Origin of the sequence: Lysinibacillus sp. BPa_S21 (assembly GCF_023337795.1) — a bacterium.
Lineage (GTDB): Bacteria > Bacillota > Bacilli > Bacillales_A > Planococcaceae > Lysinibacillus.
In genome coordinates this window covers 325,016-347,414 of the sequence record NZ_JALIRS010000002.1, presented here as the reverse complement: position 1 = coordinate 347,414, position 22,399 = coordinate 325,016, and the positions used below count along the sequence as shown (strand labels likewise).

General features: G+C 38.3%; 23 protein-coding genes, 1 tRNA gene and 1 riboswitch. Of the genes, 21 read left to right on the top strand and 3 right to left on the bottom strand.

Features of this window, described 5'->3' with window-relative positions; all coding sequences use genetic code 11:
- The first annotated feature begins 91 nt into the window (after window positions 1–91).
- The 4 genes from trxA (at window position 92) to MOK21_RS04950 (ending at window position 5,890) form a co-directional block, all read left to right on the top strand.
- Window positions 92–403 carry a thioredoxin gene (gene trxA, locus MOK21_RS04965; protein WP_004226420.1) on the top strand — a complete coding sequence of 104 codons (312 nt, stop codon included), beginning with the start codon at window positions 92–94 and terminating at the stop codon, window positions 401–403.
- A gap of 275 nt (window positions 404–678) precedes the next feature.
- Entirely contained in the window at window positions 679–2,466 is a 1,788-nt protein-coding gene (gene uvrC, locus MOK21_RS04960) for an excinuclease ABC subunit UvrC (RefSeq protein ID WP_249072858.1), read from the top strand.
- 232 nt (window positions 2,467–2,698) lie between these two features.
- Window positions 2,699–2,878, top strand: a riboswitch (Lysine riboswitch).
- 339 nt (window positions 2,879–3,217) lie between these two features.
- On the top strand, window positions 3,218–4,444 hold the full coding sequence (locus MOK21_RS04955) for an aspartate kinase (protein ID WP_249072857.1): 1,227 nt from the start codon (window positions 3,218–3,220) through the stop codon (window positions 4,442–4,444).
- A gap of 186 nt (window positions 4,445–4,630) precedes the next feature.
- Window positions 4,631–5,890 (top strand): methyl-accepting chemotaxis protein, encoded by a 1,260-nt coding sequence (locus tag MOK21_RS04950; protein WP_249072856.1) that lies wholly within the window; start codon window positions 4,631–4,633, stop codon window positions 5,888–5,890.
- 50 nt (window positions 5,891–5,940) lie between these two features.
- Here MOK21_RS04950 and MOK21_RS04945 read toward each other — a convergent pair whose 3' ends face one another.
- Window positions 5,941–6,375, bottom strand: coding sequence for a YslB family protein (locus MOK21_RS04945; protein WP_249072855.1), 435 nt, complete (start codon window positions 6,373–6,375; stop codon window positions 5,941–5,943).
- 272 nt (window positions 6,376–6,647) lie between these two features.
- Here MOK21_RS04945 and MOK21_RS04940 point away from each other — a divergent pair, with 272 nt between their 5' ends.
- The 14 genes from MOK21_RS04940 (at window position 6,648) to MOK21_RS04875 (ending at window position 18,106) form a co-directional block, all read left to right on the top strand.
- A complete protein-coding gene (locus MOK21_RS04940; RefSeq protein WP_249072854.1) occupies window positions 6,648–7,256 on the top strand; it encodes a succinate dehydrogenase cytochrome b558 subunit in 609 nt (202 codons plus the stop codon).
- A 67-nt stretch (window positions 7,257–7,323) separates the two neighbouring features.
- Window positions 7,324–9,078 carry a succinate dehydrogenase flavoprotein subunit gene (gene sdhA / locus MOK21_RS04935; RefSeq protein WP_249072853.1) on the top strand — a complete coding sequence of 585 codons (1,755 nt, stop codon included), beginning with the start codon at window positions 7,324–7,326 and terminating at the stop codon, window positions 9,076–9,078.
- A 5-nt stretch (window positions 9,079–9,083) separates the two neighbouring features.
- Entirely contained in the window at window positions 9,084–9,860 is a 777-nt protein-coding gene (gene sdhB, locus MOK21_RS04930; protein WP_249072852.1) for a succinate dehydrogenase iron-sulfur subunit, read from the top strand.
- 397 nt (window positions 9,861–10,257) lie between these two features.
- Window positions 10,258–10,716 (top strand): acyl-CoA thioesterase, encoded by a 459-nt coding sequence (locus tag MOK21_RS04925; protein WP_249072851.1) that lies wholly within the window; start codon window positions 10,258–10,260, stop codon window positions 10,714–10,716.
- A 371-nt stretch (window positions 10,717–11,087) separates the two neighbouring features.
- Window positions 11,088–11,309, top strand: coding sequence for a helix-turn-helix domain-containing protein (locus tag MOK21_RS04920; protein WP_004226437.1), 222 nt, complete (start codon window positions 11,088–11,090; stop codon window positions 11,307–11,309).
- 75 nt (window positions 11,310–11,384) lie between these two features.
- Complete coding sequence (locus MOK21_RS04915; protein WP_053484913.1) at window positions 11,385–11,837, top strand: MarR family winged helix-turn-helix transcriptional regulator; 453 nt, start codon at window positions 11,385–11,387, stop codon at window positions 11,835–11,837.
- Window positions 11,838–11,847: 10 nt separating this feature from the next.
- Complete coding sequence (gene racE, locus MOK21_RS04910; RefSeq protein ID WP_249072850.1) at window positions 11,848–12,645, top strand: glutamate racemase; 798 nt, start codon at window positions 11,848–11,850, stop codon at window positions 12,643–12,645.
- A gap of 132 nt (window positions 12,646–12,777) precedes the next feature.
- Window positions 12,778–13,527: a ribonuclease PH gene (gene rph / locus MOK21_RS04905; protein ID WP_249072849.1), complete on the top strand. Its 750-nt coding sequence runs from the start codon at window positions 12,778–12,780 to the stop codon at window positions 13,525–13,527.
- 1 nt (window position 13,528) lies between these two features.
- Entirely contained in the window at window positions 13,529–14,122 is a 594-nt protein-coding gene (locus tag MOK21_RS04900) for an XTP/dITP diphosphatase (protein ID WP_249072848.1), read from the top strand.
- 12 nt (window positions 14,123–14,134) lie between these two features.
- Window positions 14,135–14,638, top strand: a complete 504-nt coding sequence (locus MOK21_RS04895; RefSeq protein ID WP_249072847.1) for a metallophosphoesterase — start codon at window positions 14,135–14,137, stop codon at window positions 14,636–14,638.
- A 144-nt stretch (window positions 14,639–14,782) separates the two neighbouring features.
- Window positions 14,783–16,243: a protein adenylyltransferase SelO gene (locus MOK21_RS04890; protein ID WP_249072846.1), complete on the top strand. Its 1,461-nt coding sequence runs from the start codon at window positions 14,783–14,785 to the stop codon at window positions 16,241–16,243.
- Between the two features lie 184 nt (window positions 16,244–16,427).
- Entirely contained in the window at window positions 16,428–16,610 is a 183-nt protein-coding gene (locus tag MOK21_RS04885; protein WP_249072845.1) for a hypothetical protein, read from the top strand.
- Window positions 16,611–17,190: 580 nt separating this feature from the next.
- Window positions 17,191–17,355: a DUF2639 domain-containing protein gene (locus MOK21_RS04880; protein WP_249072844.1), complete on the top strand. Its 165-nt coding sequence runs from the start codon at window positions 17,191–17,193 to the stop codon at window positions 17,353–17,355.
- A 61-nt stretch (window positions 17,356–17,416) separates the two neighbouring features.
- Window positions 17,417–18,106 carry a YqjF family protein gene (locus tag MOK21_RS04875; protein WP_249072843.1) on the top strand — a complete coding sequence of 230 codons (690 nt, stop codon included), beginning with the start codon at window positions 17,417–17,419 and terminating at the stop codon, window positions 18,104–18,106.
- A gap of 14 nt (window positions 18,107–18,120) precedes the next feature.
- On the opposite strand, the gene MOK21_RS04870 is transcribed toward MOK21_RS04875, so the two are convergent.
- Complete coding sequence (locus MOK21_RS04870; protein WP_249072842.1) at window positions 18,121–18,786, bottom strand: hypothetical protein; 666 nt, start codon at window positions 18,784–18,786, stop codon at window positions 18,121–18,123.
- A gap of 628 nt (window positions 18,787–19,414) precedes the next feature.
- On the opposite strand from MOK21_RS04870, the gene MOK21_RS04865 reads away from it, so the two are divergent.
- Window positions 19,415–19,488, top strand: a tRNA-Arg gene (locus MOK21_RS04865).
- Between the two features lie 94 nt (window positions 19,489–19,582).
- On the opposite strand, the gene MOK21_RS04860 is transcribed toward MOK21_RS04865, so the two are convergent.
- Window positions 19,583–20,392, bottom strand: coding sequence for a tyrosine-type recombinase/integrase (locus tag MOK21_RS04860; protein WP_249072841.1), 810 nt, complete (start codon window positions 20,390–20,392; stop codon window positions 19,583–19,585).
- Between the two features lie 68 nt (window positions 20,393–20,460).
- Here MOK21_RS04860 and MOK21_RS04855 point away from each other — a divergent pair, with 68 nt between their 5' ends.
- Together MOK21_RS04855 and MOK21_RS04850 are read left to right on the top strand one after the other, a co-directional pair.
- Complete coding sequence (locus MOK21_RS04855; RefSeq protein WP_249072840.1) at window positions 20,461–21,066, top strand: hypothetical protein; 606 nt, start codon at window positions 20,461–20,463, stop codon at window positions 21,064–21,066.
- Between the two features lie 101 nt (window positions 21,067–21,167).
- Window positions 21,168–22,328: a siphovirus ReqiPepy6 Gp37-like family protein gene (locus tag MOK21_RS04850; RefSeq protein ID WP_249072839.1), complete on the top strand. Its 1,161-nt coding sequence runs from the start codon at window positions 21,168–21,170 to the stop codon at window positions 22,326–22,328.
- Window positions 22,329–22,399: the final 71 nt, after the last annotated feature.

Genomic DNA, 22,399 nt, shown 5'->3' with positions numbered 1-22,399 from the left:
TTCATAAATTTTGCATACTAGGCAGATTGTTCGCTCAACAGAATTTATCCATGCTATACTACAAGCATAGTAAGTTTAAGGAGGATTTCAAATGGCAATTGTACATGCAACAGATGCAACTTTCCAAGACGATATTAAAGAAGGGTTAGTACTAGTTGACTTTTGGGCAGCTTGGTGCGGACCTTGTAAAATGATTGGACCAGTTCTTGAAGAAATGGATGCTGCTGGTAGCGCAGCTAAAATTGTAAAAGTAGATGTAGATAACAACCAAGGTACTGCAGCGCAATACCAAATTATGTCTATTCCATCATTACTATTATTTAAAGATGGTGAATTAGTAGACAAAACTGTTGGTTTCCAACCAAAAGAAGCGTTAGAAGCATTTATCGCAAAACATGCTTAACTTCTTTCAATAGAAGTCTCCCACCTCTACATATGGTGAGATGAATGCGAATTTAAGTTACTTTTCAGGGGTCCAAAAACCCGCTGAAAGAAGTTAAAGCCTCCGGCGGATGTCACAGAATCGGAAAGGAGTGCTTTGTTTAGCATAAAGCCGATTCCGGACGCAATTATGCCGAGGCATAATTGATTCTGTAAGAAAAAAAGAGTCAAGCCATCAATATGATGTGCTTGGCTTTTTTTCGTTATATAATAAAAGAAAAAGGAGGCAGGTAGGCGATGAATGATTTAATGAAACGAAAGCTTGAAATTTTACCAGATCAGCCTGGCTGCTATTTGATGAAAGATCGACAAGGAACAATTATTTATGTCGGGAAAGCAAAAGTGCTGAAAAATCGAGTACGCTCTTATTTTACGGGTACGCATGAAGGGAAAACACAGAGACTTGTAGGCGAAATTGAAGATTTTGAGTACATTGTGACATCCTCCAATATTGAAGCTTTAATTTTAGAGCTTAATCTAATAAAACTACATGATCCGAAGTACAATATTATGCTGACGGATGATAAAACGTATCCGTATTTAAAAATTACAAATGAAAAACACCCACGACTTATTACAACACGAAAAGTGAAAAAGGATAAGGCAAAATATTTTGGCCCGTATCCAAACGCGTATGCAGCAAGTGAGACGAAAAAGTTGCTAGATCGTTTATATCCTCTACGAAAATGTGTACAACTTCCTTCAAAGGTTTGTTTGTATTATCACATGGGGCAATGTCTAGCTCCTTGTGTGAAAGAGATTGATGTTGAAACTTACAACGATATGATTGAGGATATGACAAAATTTTTAAATGGTGGGGTTGAGGAAGTTAAAAAAGAGCTAGAGGTAAAAATGCTAGCGGCCGCGGAAAACTTAGAGTTTGAGCGTGCAAAGGAATTTCGTGATCAAATTGCATATATCGATACGGTCATGCAAAAGCAAAAAATCGTATCAAGTGATACAACTAACCGCGATGTATTTGGCTATGCAGTCGAGAAGGGCTGGATGTGTGTTCAAGTTTTCTTTGTCCGTCAAGGAAAGCTCATTGAGCGAGATGTCTCGATTTTCCCGATTTATCAAGAGGCAGAAGAGGAGTTTTTAACGTTCGTTGGACGATTTTATGACAAGCTTGAGCACATTAAGCCTAAAGAAATCTTTATCCCACAATCTATTGATGCGGAGATTTTAACGGAACTATTAGAAGTGAAAGTACTGACACCAAAACGTGGGCAAAAAAAAGAGCTAGTTGAATTAGCAACAAAAAATGCTGAAATTGCTGTAGCAGCGAAGTTCCAGCTTATTGAACGTCAGGAAGAACGGACAATAGGAGCATGTGAGGCGCTCGGTGAAGCTATGGGTATTTCTGCGCCTTTACGGATTGAAGCTTTCGATAACAGTCATATGCATGGGACAGATGCTGTTTCTGCAATGGTTGTATTTATTGATGGAAAACCTGCTAAGAAGGAGTATCGAAAATATAAAACACGCACAGCTGCCAAGCACGATGATTATGGGGCAATGCAGGAAGTTATCCGTCGTCGTTACACACGCGTATTAAAGGAAGGTCTACCTTTACCAGATTTAGTACTAATTGATGGTGGGAAGGGGCAAATGGAGGTCGCGCGTGAAGTATTAGAAGATGAGCTCGGTCTTGTCATTCCAATTGCCGGATTAGCAAAAGATGACAAGCATAATACGTCACAGCTCCTTTTTGGTGATCCACCTGAAGTAATTGCGTTAAAGCGCACAAGCGATGGATTCTATTTACTACAACGAATTCAGGATGAAGTACACCGCTTTGCGATCACCTTCTTACGACAGCAACACGAAAAGCATGCTATACAGTCTGTCCTTGATCAGATAGAGGGCGTTGGTCCAAAGCGAAAACAGCAATTGCTCAAGCATTTTGGCTCTGTCAAAAAAATACGTGAGGCAAGCATACAGGCATTAGAAGAAGCAGGGATACCTACTAATCTAGCTAACAATATCTATGCTTACTTTCATTCAGCAGATAGTTCTTTGTAGCAAAAATGAAGCTGTAGCTACAAAGAATTACTGAAATAAAGCAAAGCGATAGTGTCAATTACGCGAAGGAAAAAATTTCAATAAGAGACATTGTCAAAGGATTAGACATATGCTAAGGTTGTATATAACATTGATTTAGCAATGTTATATACAACACCTTAGTTTTTTAGTTACTTCTATATATAAAATGGGAATTTTTCCACTAAGGTTCAATTAAATACGTTCACTATTTAGTGATGATAGAGGTGCAAGGTTCAAGAGTAGTGCATTAGAGGACGGACAAGTCCATTGAAAATGTATAAAAGGGGAGCTTGCCGAAGTAGAGCATCGTTGTTTCCGATGCTGTGCTGGTTTTACATTTAAGAGATGTAAGACTGTCGATTCTAAACCGTTTCGGAGGGCTATCACACATGCGCAAGTTACTTTTATTGTACATGTTATAAGCAGCTTTCACGTTATGTGAGGGTTGCTTTTTTTAGTTTTCTAGAGACAACTTTTCGTACTGTTAAGGAATGATGCCGGAAGATTTCCCTTATTATCAAGGCACTATATTGGGCTTATAGAAGTAGCGTCAATGCCAAAGATCCATACTAAAATCTGTTCTTGATAATAAGGGACGGAAGTATTAGGAACTGAGAAATGTGAGTGCTCATGATGCTTTGCTTTTACAGTGCTATTTTTGTGAAGATCCGCAAAGGTCTAGCTACTTTAAACGCAATGAAATGATGGATGACAAAGGAGAATGATACAGATGGTGAGAATTGTGATGAAATTTGGAGGTGCGGCATTCGCTTCAACAGAGCACATTCAAAATGTTGTGAAAAAGGCGATTGCAGAAAAGGAAAAAGGTTTCGAGGTTGTCGTTGTTACGTCAACAATGAGGAGTGTGGCTGAAGAAATAGCGAAAATGGTCCGTAATCTATCGGACAATGCTTCTAAACGTGAACTAGACGCACTATTTTCAACAAGCGCTCAATTGGCAAGTTCGTTAGTGGCACTTGCTTTGCAGGAAGAAGGATATAATGCAGTGTCATTAACAGGCTGGCAGGCTGGTATTCAAACCGATGCTCTGTATGGTCATGCACGTATTGATGAGATTGATGTTAGTCGACTAGAAGAGCATTTTGCACAGGGACAAATCGTCATCGTAGCTGGGGAACAGGGGATCGATAATTTACGGAATATTACGACGCTTGGTAAAGGTGGAGCGGAAACGGCGGCTATAGCGATAGCAGCAAAATTGAAGGCGGAGCGCGTAGATATTTACACGAATGTGGACGGAGTCTATACTGCTGATCCAAGTCATGTCGCTGGGGCGCAAAAGTTAAAAGAAATTTCCTATGATGAGATGCTGGAGCTTTCAAACTTAGGGTCACAAATTATGCACCCACGAGCTGTAGAGTTAGCAAAGAAGTTTCAAATCCCAGTTATCATTCGGGCGAGCGAGAGAGATACAGTAGGTACTTTATTGAAGGAGGAAGTTGAAATGGAGAAAAATTTAATGGTACGTGGTGTTGCCTATGAGTCAGACGTTATTCGCTTAACGGTTGGTTATGATGCTTATTCCAATGCTTCGTTAGCAGATATGTTCACAAAACTTGCTGAAAATCACATAAATGTTGATATAATCGTACAAGCAATAATTGATGGCTTAAAGCCGACTGTATCATTTACGATTTTGAAAGAGGAGTTTGCCGAAGCTTTACGTGTCCTAGAAGATAGCAAATTATCGCTAGGGTTTAGTTTTGCTGATTTTGAAATCGGTTTAGCAAAAGTCTCTATTATTGGTTCGGGGATGGCATCTAATCCAGGGGTGGCTGCGCGCATGTTTGATCGTCTACGTCGAGAAAATATCCCTGTAAAAATGGTAAGTACATCGGAAATAAAAGTGTCTGTAGTTGTACCCCAGGACGACATGATTCGTGCAGCAAATGCATTACATGATGAATTTAACCTCTTTCAGGAGATGCTTTTGTAGCGAATTTCAACCAATGTTTTATGTACCGAAAGCCCCACCACTATGGCGTTTTACATAATATTGAAGAGGGTGTGTCAGTAAATGGCACATTCTTTTTTTGTTCACATCAAATTTACTATTTTATGCAATTCTATTGTTATATAATAAAATGTGACATGTTTTACCAAGGGGAAGGTGGGAGTTTGTATGGTATTATTCGGTTTATTTCAAAAGTCAGTGGATGAAAGCGTTGAAACAAACAATGATTTAGAAATACAAATATTAAAAAAGCGAATTCTAGAATTGGAACTTGAACAGGAAAGTATTGATGTGAAAAATGCGATTTTAGACTTTGTTCTAGCACATATGGAGTTAATTAATTTTCAAACGGCTTTAAAGGTTCAGAATGTTTCAATGAGTGTAGGGGAAATTTCAGCAATGAGTGAAGAAATGTCGTCAAATACAGAAGAGATGCTTTCGTCTGAGCAAAATGTAAATGCAAACATTCAAGAAATAAAACAGCATTCGTTATTACTTGTAGAAGAAATGGAATCGTCCATTACTAAAGGTGAAATGGTTCAGGAGTTGCTGACTAAAGGAACTCATTCAACAGAGCAGTTGTATGATGAAATGACCAAAATGGATGATATCGGTAAAAGTGTAACTGGGATTGCTGATCAAACACAACTTCTATCGTTAAATGCATCTATTGAAGCCGCACGTGCTGGTGAACATGGTAAGGGCTTTAATGTTGTCGCGATGGAGGTAGGAAAGTTAGCAAGCAGCTCGAAAGGTTCATTGCATGAAATGACGAAGATTAGGTCAGTCATTGATAAGAAACTACATAATACAATAACCAATATCAAACAAGTCGAACATTATTTAACTGACTTTTTAAGTATTATGAAGGACAATATTGCTAACTTGACTGTCACAAGTCAAAATATTGAGGAAGCTGCAGATGGCATCCATCAAATAACAGCCGCATCAGAAGAAAATGTAATTGCTGTAGGCCGATTAGCGGAAACAACGACGGAATTATTACATACTAGTGATTTCTCAGAAATCATACAAAATCAAGTATCTGAAATGTTAAGAGCTATTGCACCAACAATCCGAAAGCCTTCAGAGCAAACGGTAGTTAGCCAATTGGCAGCAAGGTTAATGGATCATGCTAGCTTTTTGCGTAATGCTATTCAAAAGGCTGGTCATAAAGAAACAATAAAAACGCATCATCAGTGTCTATTTGGGAAATGGTATTATGGTCATTTTGAGGAATTTCAACATTTACCGGAATATCGGCATATAGAGCAACCTCATGAATTAGTACATATGGCCGCACAAAAATTAGTGAATGAACTATCAATCATTAACTTAGAGGAAATGATTCAACACTCGTTAAATATTTTAGAAGCATTTATTTCGTTAATAGATGTGCTTTTAAAAGAAAGACATGCACAACTATGAATAGAAAAAAGGAGTGTCATCCACGATTTGGAATGACAATCCTTTTTGTTTTATTCTGCGGGAACGGTGTTCATGATTCGTTCTTTGACGTCCCATTTTACTGTAAACATAACGTTTTGGTGCTTTTCACGTTTTTCATCATAGCATTCTGTTAAATAACCTTTTGCTTGCTGGATTTGTTCAGCTATAAATCCTGCTTCAAGTCTAAAACTACGAAGACCGATTTGTAACAGGTCTGGATCATTTGTTAGCTGGAATATACGTCCATCCTTCGACTCTTTGATGAGCTCTAAATTACCCCAACAGGCATCTGCGAAAAATGCGATAAGCTCTTCTTGATTTTTACAAGGGAACTTCCGAGCAAGGTCTTTTCCTGCCCAATAAAGGACATCTCCTTCATGCTTACCAAGAATGGAAGATAAAATATAATCGCGAATTATCTCATAGCCAAATGCTGAGATTGTAGGAGATGAAGTGTTTAACATTGAAATCCTTCTTTCTTAGAATTTTCTTGAAATTTGACACTGATAAAGTAAAGATAGATTTTTCGAGAAAAAACGACGCGTCATGTACTAGAATGTTACTTTAATAAGGAATATGAAAAACTCTAAGTTGCCTTGACGCTCGTAGATCTTGAGAGTACAATAAACATGTCATAATATTGTACCATGATGAAATACACAGTCAATGAAGTATCAGTTACAAAATGATGACTTCTTTTGTTGTGCTATTTTAAGTACTAAGGGGGGTAACAGTCTTGTCGAAAGATCGAGAGTTTTTATGGCGTCGCTTACATTCTCTACTTGGTATCATTCCAGTAGGTCTGTTTTTAACGATGCACCTGTTAATTAACTTTACAGCAACAGGCGGAGCAGAAAATTATAACGCAGCTACCGCAAATATGGAAAAGATTCCATTCCTTATCCTAGTTGAATGGATTGTCATCTATATTCCATTAATGTTCCACGCATTCTATGGTGTCTACATTGCATTCACTGCTACACCAAATACAGGACGTTTCAGCACATACCGTAACTGGATGTACTCATTACAACGTTTCACAGGTGTATTCCTAGTGATCTTCATTGCATGGCATATTTTCCAAACTCGTATTCAAAAAGCACTTGGTACAGAAGTTGATTACGACATGATGGCGAATATTGTTTCTAATCCATTCATGCTTGGATTCTACATTGTTGGTATTATATCAGCAACTTTCCACTTATCAAACGGTTTATGGGCATTCCTAGTAAGCTGGGGTATTACACAATCTCCTCAGTCTCAAAAGATTGCTACTTATGTAACAAACATTATTTTCGTAATTCTAAGTGTAGTTGGTGTGGCTGCTATTTTAGCTTTCGTTTAATGTAATAGAAGCTACTATAGAGCACATGACAATCATTGCAATTTTTTAAGAGGAGTGAGAAATAATCATGGCGAAAAGCAAAATAATTGTTGTCGGCGGCGGTCTAGCTGGTCTGATGGCAACGATTAAAGCAGCTGAAGTTGGTACTGAAGTTGATTTATTCTCATTAGTTCCTGTAAAACGCTCACACTCTGTATGTGCGCAGGGCGGAATTAATGGTGCAGTAAATACTAAAGGTGAAGGGGATTCTCCTTGGATCCACTTTGACGATACAGTATACGGTGGGGACTTCTTAGCGAACCAACCACCAGTTAAGGGTATGTGTGATGCAGCCCCTGGTATTATTCATTTAATGGACCGTATGGGTGTAATGTTCAACCGTACTCCAGAAGGTCTTCTTGATTTCCGTCGTTTTGGTGGTACATTACACCACCGTACAGCATTTTCTGGTGCTACAACTGGTCAACAATTACTATACGCACTAGACGAGCAAGTTCGTTCTCACGAAGTAGCTGGTTTAGTTAACAAATATGAGCACTGGGAATTCCTTGGTGCAGTAGTCGATCCTGACGGCGTTTGTCGTGGTATCGTAGCGCAAGATATGCGTACAGAAGAAATTAAATCATTCCGTGCAGACGCTGTTATTATGGCGACTGGTGGCCCTGGTATTATCTTCGGTAAAACAACAAACTCTGTTATTAATACAGGTTCTGCTGCTTCTATCGTTTATCAACAAGGTGCTTCATACGCGAATGGTGAGTTCATTCAAATTCACCCAACAGCTATTCCTGGAGATGACAAAAACCGTCTAATGTCAGAATCAGCTCGTGGTGAAGGTGGCCGTATTTGGACTTATAAAGATGGTAAGCCTTGGTACTTCTTAGAAGAAAAATACCCAGCTTACGGTAACTTAGTACCACGTGATATTGCAACACGTGAAATTTTCGATGTTTGTGTGAACCAAAAACTAGGTATCAACGGTGAAAACATGGTATACCTAGATCTTTCTCATAAAGATCCACATGAATTAGATGTAAAACTTGGTGGTATTATTGAAATCTACGAAAAATTCGTAGGTGATGATCCACGTAAATTACCAATGAAAATTTTCCCAGCAGTTCACTACTCAATGGGTGGATTATGGGTTGACTACAACCAAATGACTGAAATTCCTGGTTTATTTGCAGCAGGTGAGTGTGATTACTCTCAACATGGTGCAAACCGACTTGGAGCAAACTCATTATTATCTGCTATTTATGGTGGTATGGTTGCTGGTCCAAACGCAGTAGATTATGTTAAACATCTTAAAAAGCATGCTGAAGATCTTCCACAAGAAATCTTTGATGCTCGCGTTAAAGAAGAACAAGCTAAGTGGGATGCTATCATGAAAATGGATGGCACAGAAAACGCTTACTTACTTCATAAAGAGCTTGGTGAAATGATGACTGCTACTATGACTGTAGTACGTTACAACGACCAACTTGAAGATACATTAAACAAACTTGATGAATTCCAAAAACGTTGGGAAAACATTAACATCAACGATACACAAAAATGGAGTAACCAAGGTGCTCACTTTACACGTCAGTTGAAAAATATGATTTACCTTGCGAAAGTAATGACAAAAGGTGCATTATTACGTAACGAATCTCGTGGTGCTCACTATAAACCAGACTTCCCGAACCGTGATGATGAGAACTTCTTAAAAACAACAATGGCGAAGTTTGACCCAACTACTGGTAATCCAATCATTACGTACCAAGAAGTTGACGTTTCATTAATTCCACCACGTAAACGCGACTACTCTGCGAAAGGAGACTAAAAGTTATGATCGCAGCTAATACTGGAAGAATGGTTAAAGTGGAAATTTTACGTCAAGATACAAAAGGCGGCAATAGCTACTGGCAAAAATTCCAAGTACCTTACCGCCATGGTATGAACGTAATTTCTATTTTAATGGAAATTCAAAAAAATCCTGTTACTGAAAATGGTGAAAACACTACTCCAGTAACGTGGGATATGAACTGTCTTGAAGAAGTTTGTGGTGCATGTTCAATGGTTATCAATGGTCGCCCACGTCAATCATGTTCAACACTTGTTGACCAATTGACTGAGCCAATTAAACTTGAGCCTATGAAAACTTTCCCAGTTATTCGTGACTTACAAGTTGACCGTGAACGTATGTTCAACGCTCTTAAAAAAGTTAAAGCATGGGTTCCAATCGATGGTACTTATGATTTAGGTGAAGGTCCACGTATGCCAGAAGGTAAACGTCAATGGGCTTATGAATTATCTAAATGTATGACTTGTGGTGTATGTATGGAAGCATGTCCAAACGTGTCTGAAAAAGCTTCATTCATCGGACCAGCTCCACTATCACAAGTACGTCTATTCAACACTCACCCAACTGGTGCAATGATTAAAGACGAACGTTTAAATGCAATTATGGGTGATGGAGGCCTTGCAAACTGCGGTAACTCACAAAACTGTGTAGCGGCTTGTCCAAAAGGTATTCCTTTAACAACATCTATCGCATCATTAAACCGTGCAACGACAGTGCAAATGTTCCGTAACTTCTTCGGTTCTGACCACTACGTTGACTAATAGTACAAGCTTTACTCCCAACTCCCTTACACTTAATGTGTGAGGGGGTTTTTTTCTATGAAAAATATTAAATAATATTGTAGAATAACTGCTCGTAAATACCTGATTGATTCTACTCGCTTGTTTAATGTTTCGCATTATTGGGGGTTCGGATAGGAGCATTTTCAAGGAAGTGTAATAAACTAAATATGATGACTTTAAAACAAATAGACTTGATTACGTAAGAACATGACAGGGATTACCTTTAAATCGATAGAAAAGAAGTTTTAAAGAGTAAAAAAGTGAATTTTCTATGATAATATAGCGTTTTCCTTTATAATGAATGTATATTCATTTATGACTGCTAATTCCATTTTTTTGTTTTTGGAAAAAGCGAATAATCAGGGGGATGGCTAAGATGAAAGCAAATTATATCGGAGATTTTCAGGAATGGGCAAAGGATTTTGAATTTTTTATAGAGGTCCGTGTACGTTTTTCAGAAACGGATATGTACGGTCATATGAACAATACAGTTAGCTTTACATATTTTGAACAGGCACGAATCGATTATTTTCATCATCTCGGTGTTCTAATGCCATCAGCAATTGATGAACATGTAGAGGGGATTCCGATTGTTGCCGACTTACAGTGTGATTACGTGAAGCAGGTATTCTTTGATGATGTGCTAAAAATTTATACAAAGGTAGCGACAGTGGGGAACTCGTCAATGGATATTCATTATTTAGCGAAAAATCAGCATGATGAGGTTTGCTTTACGGGTCGTGGGACAGTAGTGCAAATGGACCCTCGAACTGGAAAGAGTGTACCTATATCTGAAGAAGCAAAAACGCAGTTAGCAAGATTGGCGTTCGTATAGTATGGAGACTGGCTACCGCTTCGCTCCAATGTCACAGATGTGGCCATGGAGCAAAGGAAAGGGAAGCGGGAAGAGGAACGAAGGCTAAGAGCATCACGTCCTGTGATAACGCCTTCGTGACCAACATCCTGCTGTCGCTGCGCTTTCGCACAAACAAATGTTTTCTGTAGCGAAAGCGAAGCGTCAGCTACAAAGCGGACAGTTGGAATGGAATCAACCGCTTGTTAGATCCACTTTTACATAAAATCCAATTAATAGTGGAAGTTGTAATTTTTTTAGGAAACAAGAGATATTCATGAAAATAGCCGTCACCGCTCCTCATTCCTTAACATAAGTTACAATACGTGCGGGGGAGGAGGGTGTAACTGAAAATGAATGGCTCTCATCATCGTTCTCTATTAACAAACCGAGAACGTGAAATATTTGCGCTTTTATTAGCTGAAAAAACAACGAGGGATATTGCAGAGCAACTTGGTATTAGTGAAAAAACAGTGCGAAATCACATTTCCAATACAATTCAAAAGTTAGGTGTAACGAATCGATCTCAGGCGTTAATTGAGCTGTTACGCTTAGAAGAATTTAAATTAGACTAAATGGACACTTGCTATTTCAGAAAAAAAACGACAAAATAGAACTATTCAACGTATTTTTAGGAGTGAAATAGTTATATGTCGGATGAAGTAACAAAACACTCACCTGAAACCGTTGCAACGGTTGAAAAGGAATTACGCTATATAGCGGCGATTGTGAAGCAAAAGGGAAGAGAGATTGTTTCACAATATGCAATTACGCCGCCACAATTTGTTGCATTACAGTGGTTAGAAGAGCTTGGAGATATAACAATTGGCGACCTGTCAAATCGATTATACTTAGCTTTTAGTACAACAACAGATTTAGTGGATCGAATGGAGAAAAATGAACTAGTCAAGCGAGTACGTGACGAAAATGATCGCCGTGTCGTTGTTGTTCATCTTCTCGAAAAGGGCGAACGTATTATTCAAGAGGTTATTGAAAAAAGACAGCAATATTTGCAAGAGAAGCTTGTTGGTTTTAACGAACAAGAAGTCGCGCAATTATCAAGCTATTTAGAAAAACTACATGTACACATGAAACAGGATTGAGGCGGAAAGTATGAATGCCCCGATAGGCGTTATTGATTCAGGAGTAGGCGGTTTAACCGTAGCAAAAGAAATTATGAAGCTATTACCAAACGAAACGATTTATTATATTGGTGATACAGCAAGATGTCCGTATGGTCCCAGAAGTCGTCAAGAAGTACGAAATTTCACTTGGCAAATGGCAAAAGCACTAGAAAAAATGAATATCAAAATGCTCGTCATTGCTTGTAATACAGCGACTGCAGTAGCACTCGAAAGTTTACAAAGAAATATGCCTTTTCCGGTACTAGGCGTTATTAATGCTGGCGCACGTGCAGCTGTAAAGAAAACGAAGCGACATGAAGTCGTTGTGCTTGCAACAGAAGGAACAATTAAAAGTGGGGCGTATGAGGAAGCCTTACTATCACTAAATACGTCAACTCATATAATTCCGTTGGCTTGTCCAACATTTGTACCACTTGTAGAGAGTGGTGAATATAAAGGTGAATTTGCAAATAAATTAATTGCGGAAGGCTTAAAGCCGTTGAAAAATGAACAATTTGATACGGTTATACTAGGGTGTACGCACTATCCAATTTTACAAAAACAAATTGAAGGTGTTGTAGGAGAAGAAGTTTTTGTATTATCTTCCGCAGAGGAAACAGCAAAGGATGTTCAAGAAATGCTTGCGTATAATGGCACTTTAGCTGACCCAGATGCTGTGCCTGCTCATAAATTTTATGCAACTGGTTCTGTTCCAATTTTCCGTTCAATTGCTGAAAATTGGCTTGAGCAAGGTACTCTCCAAATAAAACGTATTACATTAAAATAAAAAATCAGCTTAGCTAGGGGCTAGGCTGATTTTTGCCTTTTTGAGCATTGTACATAAGGGACCGAGCACTTTTTTGAAGGTGAAAATTATGTTAAGATGAGTGCGCGAAAGATTTTAGGAGGAACGAAAAATATGACAAGATTTGATGGAAGAAATATAGATGCACTGCGTCCTGTGAAAATAGATAGTGAGTATCTATTGCACCCCGAAGGCTCAGTATTAATTCAAGTAGGCAATACAAAAGTAATTTGCACAGCAACGATTGAGGATAAGGTTCCTGGTTTTTTACGTGGACAAGGCAAAGGATGGATTACAGCAGAATATTCAATGTTACCTCGTGCAACAGCACAGCGTACAGCACGTGAATCTTCTCGTGGCAAAGTCAATGGCCGCACAATGGAAATCCAACGATTAATCGGTCGTGCATTACGTGCTGTCGTTGATTTAGAAGCTCTTGGTGAGCGTACTGTGTGGATTGACTGCGACGTCATTCAAGCAGACGGAGGGACACGTACAGCTTCCATTACAGGAGCGTTTGTTGCGATGACACAGGCAATTGCTAAGCTTGCAGAAGAGAAGCAATTAGCAAAATTCCCGGTGACAGACTATTTAGCTGCAACGAGTGTTGGTATTGTTGAGGATCACGGGGCAATTTTAGACTTAAACTATGTTGAAGATGTCGCTGCTGCTGTAGATATGAATATCGTCATGACAGGCGCAGGACGATTTGTTGAGCTGCAAGGGACAGGTGAAGAAGCAACCTTTTCTCGTGAAGAGTTAAATGAACTACTGGGCTTAGGTGAAGAAGGCATTCAACAATTGATTGCCCTTCAAAAAGAGGCACTAGGTGAATTGGCTAACAAAGTGGGAGGAAATGAATAACATGAAACAAGTAGTCATTGCAACGAAAAATAAAGGAAAAGCAAAAGATTTCGAAGCGTTATTTGGTCCACTTGGCTATGAAGTAGTCACGATGTTTGATGTTGCCCCAGAGATGGAAATAGAAGAAACAGGCACTACTTTTAAGGAAAATGCAATCTTAAAGGCAGAGGCCTTGGCAAAAGAGTTAAACACAATTGTTATTGCTGATGATAGTGGCTTAGCTGTTGATGCATTAAATGGTGAACCTGGTGTTTATTCCGCACGCTATGCTGGTGACCATGATGATGAAGCAAACATGGTGAAGTTATTAGAAAACCTGAAAAATGTCGAGGATGAAAAGCGTACAGCACGCTTCTGCTGTTGCATTGCAATTGCAGGGCCTGATTTTGAAACGACAACAGTTTTTGGTACTTGTGAAGGTGTTATTGCTCACGAAAAACGTGGTACAAACGGATTTGGGTATGATCCAATCTTCTTTGTCCCAAGCTTAAACCGTATGATGGCAGAGCTAACAGCCGATGAAAAGGGGGCAATTTCCCACCGCGGGAATGCTATTCGTAAGTTGAAGGAACAATTACCTAATCTTATAAAATAAGAGGTGATATCCATGCAAATACTGGTCATGAGTGATACACATGGCGATAGTAATGTGATTGAAAAAGTTCGTAGCTTTTACCCTAATGCTGATGCTTTCATTCATTGTGGAGATAGTGAGCTTCCTTTCTCCCATAAAGCATTGGATGGTATGAAGAAAGTTCGAGGAAATTGTGATATCGATAAAGCTTTTCCGAATGAAGAGGTATTCGATTTAGCGGACATCACAGTCTTTGTAACACATGGTCATTTATTCAATGTGAAAACCTCGATCTTGTCATTATCCTATCGCGCCAAAGAGGTAAACGCACAAATTGCTTGCTTTGGTCACTCTCATATTCTTGGGGCCGAAATGATTGATGATGTGTTATTTTTAAATCCGGGAAGCTTATTAAAACCGCGTGGTCGTATAGAAAAAAGCTTTGCCCTTGTAGAGACTAAAGACACGTATTTTGAAGTTAAGTTCTTTACGGATGATAATAGCCCTATTTCAACCCATAAGTTTATGCGAAAATGATAAAACAAAAACGCTTAAGTTTTAAAAACTCTAAGCGTTTTTTGTTTTTCTAGCGTAATCGGTGAAGAGTAAATGGTAAAAATGGCTATGAATTGTTTAGGATGAAGGAGAAAAAATAAATATAAACGTTACAAAGGAGAAAACATGGAACATACAATAGGATGGAATTTTGATAATAGCTATACCCACCTACCAAACATTTTTTACACATCAATTCAGTTAAACCCAGTTCGTTCGCCAAAGTTAATCATATTAAATGAATCAGTTGCAAAGTCACTTGGATTAAACAGTAATGCTCTGAAAAGCGAGGAAGCGGTAGCAATTTTTGCGGGAAACAACACCCCAACTGGTGGTAAACCCATTGCACAAGCTTATGCAGGGCATCAATTTGGTCATTTTAATATGCTAGGAGACGGCAGAGCATTATTGTTAGGTGAACAACTAACACCAAATCATGAACGTTTTGACATCGCGCTTAAAGGCTCAGGAAGAACGCCGTATTCTCGCGGCGGAGATGGCAGAGCAACACTTAGTCCAATGCTACGTGAATATATTATTAGCGAAGCTATGTACGCACTTGGCATTCCAACTACACGAAGTTTAGCTGTAGTGACTACAGGCGAAACGATCCTTCGTGAAACAGAGCTCCCTGGTGCAGTGTTAACACGTATTGCAAGCAGTCATTTACGAGTAGGAACTTTTCAGTATGCAGCGAACTTTGGATCAGATGAGGAGCTAAAAGCATTGGCGGATTATGCTTTTGAACGTCATTTTACTAATGTTGATGAAGCACAAAATCGTTATGTAACCCTACTACAGGAAGTGATAAAGAAACAAGCATCTCTCATTGCAAAATGGCAGCTAGTTGGTTTTATTCATGGAGTCATGAACACAGATAATATGACGATTAGCGGTGAGACGATTGATTATGGTCCTTGCGCTTTCATGGATACTTATGATCCAGCGACTGTGTTTAGCTCGATTGATCGACAAGGCCGTTATGCATTTGGCAACCAACCTAATATCGGAGGATGGAATTTAACGCGATTTGCTGAATCATTAATACCGTTAATCCATGAAGATCAAGAAGAGGCTATCCACATAGCTCAAGAGACTCTAAAGCAATATCCTCAGCTGTATTATGCAAACTGGCTAGAAGGTATGCGAGCAAAGCTTGGGCTATTTAACGCAGAAGAGCAGGACGGGGAACTCATTGAAGAACTGCTACAGTTAATGCAGCAACATCAAGCAGACTACACGAATACTTTTATCGCATTAACATTCAATAAATTTGAAGACTCAACGTTCTTTAGTACAAATGAATTTAAAGAATGGCATAAGAATTGGCTTGCAAGATTAGAAAGACAGCAGGAAACAAAAGATATGTCCCAACAATTGATGCGTGACCATAATCCAGCTATTATTCCACGGAATCATCGGGTAGAAGAAGCATTAGAGGCAGCAGTTGAACACGGAGACTATAGCGTAATGGAGCGATTATTAGAAGCTCTTGCGCAACCTTTTGCACATTGTAAGGAGCAGCAGGAATATGCAACATTGCCAACACCATCTAACCAACCATATCGAACGTTTTGTGGCACATAAGTTGGAAATTATTGTGTCAATGAAATTAATGCGCTAGTATAGCCCTTCGGCAAAAATGAAGGGTTGATTCCCGTTCCGACTGAGCGCTTTGTTGCTGTCGCTTCGCTTTCGCACAGATAAAACATTGCCGCTGACGCTTCGCTTTCGCGCAGAGCAGAGCTTCCTGGGGGCGTCGGGGCAACAGATGTCTTTTGCGCGAAAGCGTAGTGTTAACGCAGCGGCAGCAGAGGGTTTTGCTTGTGCGAAAGCGCAGCGACAGCAACAGCACGATGTTGGTCACGAAGGCGTTATCACAGGACGTGATGCCTTTAGCCTTCGTCCCCCTCCCGCTTCACTCGCGTTGCTCGCTGCAGGGTCTTATCTGTGACGCTAATCCCCAAGGAGTCGCTCAGTCTCCCACTACAATCAACCATTTCACATAGCGTGCATAGGACATTCTCTAATTTATGGCAATAAAAGAAGGAATTTTGGAATAGAGGTTTTTGTGCGAAAGGTAGTTCTAACGTAGTGGCAGCAATTTATATGCGGGAGCAAAGCGTTAGAATTAACAGGTGTACAATTGCGTAATAAGTCTTTTCTGTTGATTATGGAGAGAAGTAATAGGGTTCACTTTTGAAATGTATAAAGTTTATAAAAGTTCTACAGTATTGCTGATTGGAGTGGAAGGCTACTCGACTCCCGTGGGAAAGCGAGACAGGCGAGACCCTGCACGCAGCGTAAGCGTAGGAAGCGGCTCGACGCTCGCCCACAGGAAAGCGAGTAGCCTGGAACGGAAATCACTCTTATTAAAGGAATAACATTCACCAAAATTACCTAGACCCATTTTGATTATTTAACAGTATGAAAACGAAGGATAATTTCTTCGTTTTTTTATTTTGAAAAATTGTCACTACACAAATTCCTGAGCATACGCTATGTATGAAGATTAGAGAAGGAGAATGTGTACAATGCATAAGTATTCAAAAGGTTGGTTTGTGAAGCAACTTCGAGATCATGGTATGTTGGTGCATCCACAATATAAAAGTCATTTAGGCAATTATAAAGAATCGGAATTGCGCAATCTGTATTACCGATATGTGGAAAAAGAAATGTTAGATTCAGAACAAAAATAGTCATGTTCGTTTGAATAACTCCTTTGTAGGAAAGAATTTAACTACAGAAAGGAGTTATTTTATGTGGAGTAAATCGTGGATTTTGACGCAAATTTGGCAGGATGTGTTGTTTCTACATTGGCCAGTATCACCGAAGGATTTAGAGCAGCACATTCCGCAAGAGTTACAACTGGACCTCTATGAAAATAACGCTTGGCTTAGTGCTGTCCTTTTTAAAGTGAAAGGACAACGACTAAGATGTCTGCCACCATTACCTGGAGTAGATTCCTATTTGCAGCTAAATGTCCGGACATATGTTACATATAACGGCATGAAAGGAGTCTATTTCATAAATTCAGATGTAACGAATCGTTTTATAGTACAACTAGCTACAAAGGGCGGTTTATCATATCGCTATTCTAAAATATCTATAAAGCAAAAAGAGAACTATTTTTCGTCTTCAAGTTTATATCACGGTGCACGGGCAGAAAGGTTCAAAATTTCATATCAACCGATTGCCGGTGAAATAATTAGTTCTACCTTTGATAAATGGTTAGTGGAACGTTATCATTCTTGGTCGAAATGGAAAAATTCTTTATTTCGCATTGATATAGATCATTTGCCATGGCAGCTACAACGAGTCCACATTAACATTGAAAGCAATACACTAGCTCCATTTGTGAAGGAATCTATACAAGGCATTCAACCTATTGCCCATTATTCGAAGAGGAAACAGGCTAGAATTTTCTCGCCAATTTTGGAACAGAAGTAACCGATTCATTTACGTTAATAAAAGAGATAATAAAATTGCATGACAATGGCGCTTGCAATCATATCCGACATTGCAAGTGCCTCTGCCTCAATGTCGTCAAAAACTTGAACATCCTCTTGATAGTTTTTCTGAATCATAGTCACGGCTTCTTGTTTTGTTAAAGCTAAATGTGTGTAGAACATTTTTTGTACTGCCTCCATACTCAAGTATGGATTTATTTGATTTAAAAATATGGCAATGTCGTCAGCGTTACGATACCATTCCTTTTCCTTTGCATCCGCTGTTGCTGTATCTCCTTTGGCAGCTGCAGTTACTAACTGCGCAGCAATAAGAAGATGTTCTTTAATCAGCTCAGCATAACGATCAGCAATTTGGTCACCGTAAAATGGACGTAAACAATTGCCTAAGTCCGTCGCATTCCGTAACAGTCGTTCCTGCACAAAGGGCAAATCAGGTAAGCCAAAGACAATACTAATAATCGTCATTCTCGTCCAATTGACATGCTCCATCCATAACAAACGATTCATTGCCATAAAATCTGCTTCAGCTCTACTGATAAAGCGACGATGATCGTGCTGCGGCAATAAAAAATGGCGAACTGGTGCAGTATATTGTGTGGAAGTATCTTTATATAACGCACTTAAAGGACTAGCGTAATATCCAGTTGAATTTGGGTACAATGTATATCCACTCCCTTTAGTTTTTCATTCTACTGTAGAATACTCTTAGGTATTTCCATATATGAAAGAACAATTTTTTGAAAGGAGTGAAGATGGCTATTTTTCATCCATCATTTTCTTCGATATCCCTCCAGCAGCAGTTAGATAAATAAAAAGATTTATGTTGAAATTTCCCCGCATTATTAATTAAAATATGAATAGTACCAAAATGATTAACAACTTTTAAAGAAACGATGTCCTGTTCTTTCGTAACATCGGTTTGAACAAAAAAACTAATAACCTTGCGCGAGTAAATATTTTTTTATTTGCTTTGCCTAATTCTTTATTTATATTGGTAATAACAACATTGGCACCATTTCGTGCATACTCAAGTTTAATGCCATTGCCAATCCCTTGTGCAACCAGTTACGACGACTACTAAGTCATTCAACATATTCCTTCCTTCAGTTTTTTGCTTTTCATTAGCAAAAGTAGAGTCGAAAGAGGGCATAATGGGGTACAGGAAATCATATAATAATAATAATGAGGCAAACCTTGCCTTCATAGTAAAATTAATGTTGACTTTATGATAAAAAGCACATATAATAAATATTGTCCTTCATATGGATTACATAAAAAATAACATCATGTCTCAGTAGCTCAGCTGGATAGAGCAACGGCCTTCTAAGCCGTCGGTCGGGGGTTCGAATCCCTCCTGGGACGCTAACTTAAGCCTTACAGCCACAACGGTTGTAAGGCTTTTTATTTTTATACATAAATGTATATTTTGTTATTTGGTGCCCAGAAGGTGCCCAAATCACTCTTTATCATCAAAAAGTTTATCAAAATGAGAACTAGCTCGTTGGTCCGTTTCTTGTAAAAGATGTCCATAGGTATTCATTGTTGTTGTAATGTTTGAATGACCTAATCTTGATTGAATAACCTTTGGGTGTTCTCCAGCATGAATTAATAAAGTTGCTGAAGTGTGGCGTAGATCATGGAAACGTATTCTAGGTAAGTCAGGATTTCTTTTCATAAAACGGTCCCACCATTGACTTATTGAATCAGGGCGATAGGGTTTACCGAATTCATTTGAGAAGAGAAAAAAATGTTCATTCCATTCTCGTTCATCGCCAGCCTCTTCTAGTTGATATTTTTTAACTGCAGCAAGAGTAACTAAATCATTCATTATGTTCGTTGGAATAGTTACTACACGTTTTCTTTTTCCTTTTGTCTCTTTTACAACAATTCCTTCTCCAGTTAAATTAACTAAAGCTTGTTCTATTAAAAGAGTATTACTTTCAGTATTTAAATGTTTTTCTTCTATGGCCACTAATTCACCTTGGCGCGCGGCACTTACTACAGCAAGTTCAACCAATAATCTTTTTTCGGCAGTTTCACGACTGTTTAATCGTTCAAACAACAATTTAACTTGTTCAGCGTTATATGCTGTACCTTCTTCATATTTCAGTTTTGGTAACTTTACATTTTTACACGGACTTTCTTCAATCAGATCCCACTGGACAGCAACGTTCATAATACTAGCAAACGCTTTGTAAATGTTATGGACAGTTGAAGACGCCAATTCGCCTTCTTGTTCATCTAACCTACGTTTTTTCTTCTGCAAATCTCCAACGAAGAACACCACATCTACTAGTATTTCTATTTTTTAAAGCTGGAATTGACGCTTTTACAATGCAATCAGTAGAGAAAGTTTTTTTACCACTTTCGAAGAGACTGGGTATTTTTTTGTCGAATTTATCTTTGTTAAGTATTCTAATAGGTTTATTTTATTGTTTTATTTTAACAGCCTCCGATAAAATAACTTTCGACTATATTTTTCTATTTGGCTTACCTATTATAATATTATTTATAGGTATAGTAGTTGCTTCAATTATATATACAATAATTCATATATGGTGTTTAAAAGTATCTTTTTTCTTTACAGATGAAAAAGGGGATACTTGGAAAATCGAAAGAGCGGTGAATAAATCGACTATTCTAGCTTCCAGAGACAAGCACAAATATAGGTATTTTGAGCTTAAAAATGTTAAGCAAAAGGAATTAACAAAGAAATTGAATAAAGAAGAAAAAATATTTGGAGAAAAATTCAAACACCCGGTGAGTTGGTTTCTTGGGGCAGTTGTTGGGTATCTATTACTTGCCTTTTATATATCAAACGAAGGATTTGATGGAGTTACCATAATACAATTTGGAGGTATTTGTTCATTGGTATTTACTATTATTAGTAGTTTTTTATTAGTAATCTATAATAACCAAAAGGTATCCAAAGAATTTTAGAATGAACAAGGAAATAATTATTTTAATTGTTCCATATTGTTCAGAAAGCGCTACTCAAAACGAGTAGCGTATTTTTATATTAAGTAAGTAGGTGAATAACCATGAAAAAGCCCATTCGCATTTTATCACTAGGCATGGACATATTAGGTGAAATAGACAACTATGAATCTATGTTTTTTAATCGTAGCTTTCATGGCATTGGTGGAATTGAACTACGTATTAACCGTTACAAAAAATACGCAGATACATTGTTAAAAGGTAACCTTATTTTGGTCGGAACAGACTTGAATAAGGTTTTTATTATTAAGCACCGAGAAATCGATCTTGATGAAAACGGCAAGATAACGGAAAACTGGCTCATAAAAGGTTATGCTCTTAAATCAATCATTGCACAGCGTATTACAATGCCACCAGAGCATACGGCTTATGATAATCGTAGTGGAAGCTCTGAAACAGTGATGAAGCACTACATTAACAATCATCTAGTAAATCCGGTTGATAAAAGACGTAAAATACCACAGTTAGTTATTGCAACTGACAAGCGGCGTGGCATTCATATAGATCATTATTCTTCACGCTTTAAAAATGTTGCAGAAGAAATGTCCACTATATCATTAGCTAGTGGATTAGGTTGGGATGTAATATTGGATATTAGAAATAAGAAATGGGTATTCGATATTGTGGAAGGCCGTAACTTAGTTGCTGGACAATCTATCAATCCACCTGTAATTTTCAGTCCACAATTTGAATCGTTAAAATCATTACAATATGTACAAAGCGAGCTCAATTATAAAAATGTAGCAATAGTGGCAGGACAAGGTGAAGGTGTAGAAAGAACAGTAATCGAAGTTGCTGGCATTGGAATTGGAACTGGTATCAATCGACATGAGGAATTTATCGACGCTCGTGATATTTCAGAAACCGACGATGACGATAATCCATTACCAGAGCAACAAGTCATTAAAGCTTTAACTGATCGTGGGCAACAAAAGCTCGGTGAACTTATGCAAGAAGAATACTTCGAAGGACAGATATTAACCAATAGCCCTTTTAAGTATCAAAAGGATTATGACCTTGGTGATGTTACCACTATTCAAAATATCAGTTGGGGCATAACAATGGATGCTCGTATTACTGATATTAAGGAGATTTATGAGACAGGTGGATTTAGTATTGAAGCTACATTTGGTAATAATAGACCGACATTGATACAAAAGATTAAGCAAGAGTTGAGTCAGATTAGTGGGGAAGTTAGGCGGTAAATAGCAAGAAAATTATTGTGATATATTGTGTAAAATATTATAAAATGTTAAATTAATAGAAATGTTCCAAT

Bases quoted from the DNA above. Each gene is read 5' to 3' on its own strand.
- trxA (WP_004226420.1), top strand. From the start codon at position 92: ATGGCAATTGTACATGCAACAGATGCAACTTTCCAAGACGATATTAAA.
- uvrC (WP_249072858.1), top strand. From the start codon at position 679: ATGAATGATTTAATGAAACGAAAGCTTGAAATTTTACCAGATCAGCCT.
- MOK21_RS04955 (WP_249072857.1), top strand. From the start codon at position 3,218: ATGGTGAGAATTGTGATGAAATTTGGAGGTGCGGCATTCGCTTCAACA.
- MOK21_RS04950 (WP_249072856.1), top strand. From the start codon at position 4,631: ATGGTATTATTCGGTTTATTTCAAAAGTCAGTGGATGAAAGCGTTGAA.
- MOK21_RS04945 (WP_249072855.1), bottom strand. From the start codon at position 6,375: ATGTTAAACACTTCATCTCCTACAATCTCAGCATTTGGCTATGAGATA.
- sdhA (WP_249072853.1), top strand. From the start codon at position 7,324: ATGGCGAAAAGCAAAATAATTGTTGTCGGCGGCGGTCTAGCTGGTCTG.
- sdhB (WP_249072852.1), top strand. From the start codon at position 9,084: ATGATCGCAGCTAATACTGGAAGAATGGTTAAAGTGGAAATTTTACGT.
- MOK21_RS04925 (WP_249072851.1), top strand. From the start codon at position 10,258: ATGAAAGCAAATTATATCGGAGATTTTCAGGAATGGGCAAAGGATTTT.
- MOK21_RS04920 (WP_004226437.1), top strand. From the start codon at position 11,088: ATGAATGGCTCTCATCATCGTTCTCTATTAACAAACCGAGAACGTGAA.
- MOK21_RS04915 (WP_053484913.1), top strand. From the start codon at position 11,385: ATGTCGGATGAAGTAACAAAACACTCACCTGAAACCGTTGCAACGGTT.
- racE (WP_249072850.1), top strand. From the start codon at position 11,848: ATGAATGCCCCGATAGGCGTTATTGATTCAGGAGTAGGCGGTTTAACC.
- rph (WP_249072849.1), top strand. From the start codon at position 12,778: ATGACAAGATTTGATGGAAGAAATATAGATGCACTGCGTCCTGTGAAA.
- MOK21_RS04900 (WP_249072848.1), top strand. From the start codon at position 13,529: ATGAAACAAGTAGTCATTGCAACGAAAAATAAAGGAAAAGCAAAAGAT.
- MOK21_RS04895 (WP_249072847.1), top strand. From the start codon at position 14,135: ATGCAAATACTGGTCATGAGTGATACACATGGCGATAGTAATGTGATT.
- MOK21_RS04890 (WP_249072846.1), top strand. From the start codon at position 14,783: ATGGAACATACAATAGGATGGAATTTTGATAATAGCTATACCCACCTA.
- MOK21_RS04885 (WP_249072845.1), top strand. From the start codon at position 16,428: ATGTCTTTTGCGCGAAAGCGTAGTGTTAACGCAGCGGCAGCAGAGGGT.
- MOK21_RS04880 (WP_249072844.1), top strand. From the start codon at position 17,191: ATGCATAAGTATTCAAAAGGTTGGTTTGTGAAGCAACTTCGAGATCAT.
- MOK21_RS04875 (WP_249072843.1), top strand. From the start codon at position 17,417: ATGTGGAGTAAATCGTGGATTTTGACGCAAATTTGGCAGGATGTGTTG.
- MOK21_RS04855 (WP_249072840.1), top strand. From the start codon at position 20,461: ATGCAATCAGTAGAGAAAGTTTTTTTACCACTTTCGAAGAGACTGGGT.
- MOK21_RS04850 (WP_249072839.1), top strand. From the start codon at position 21,168: ATGAAAAAGCCCATTCGCATTTTATCACTAGGCATGGACATATTAGGT.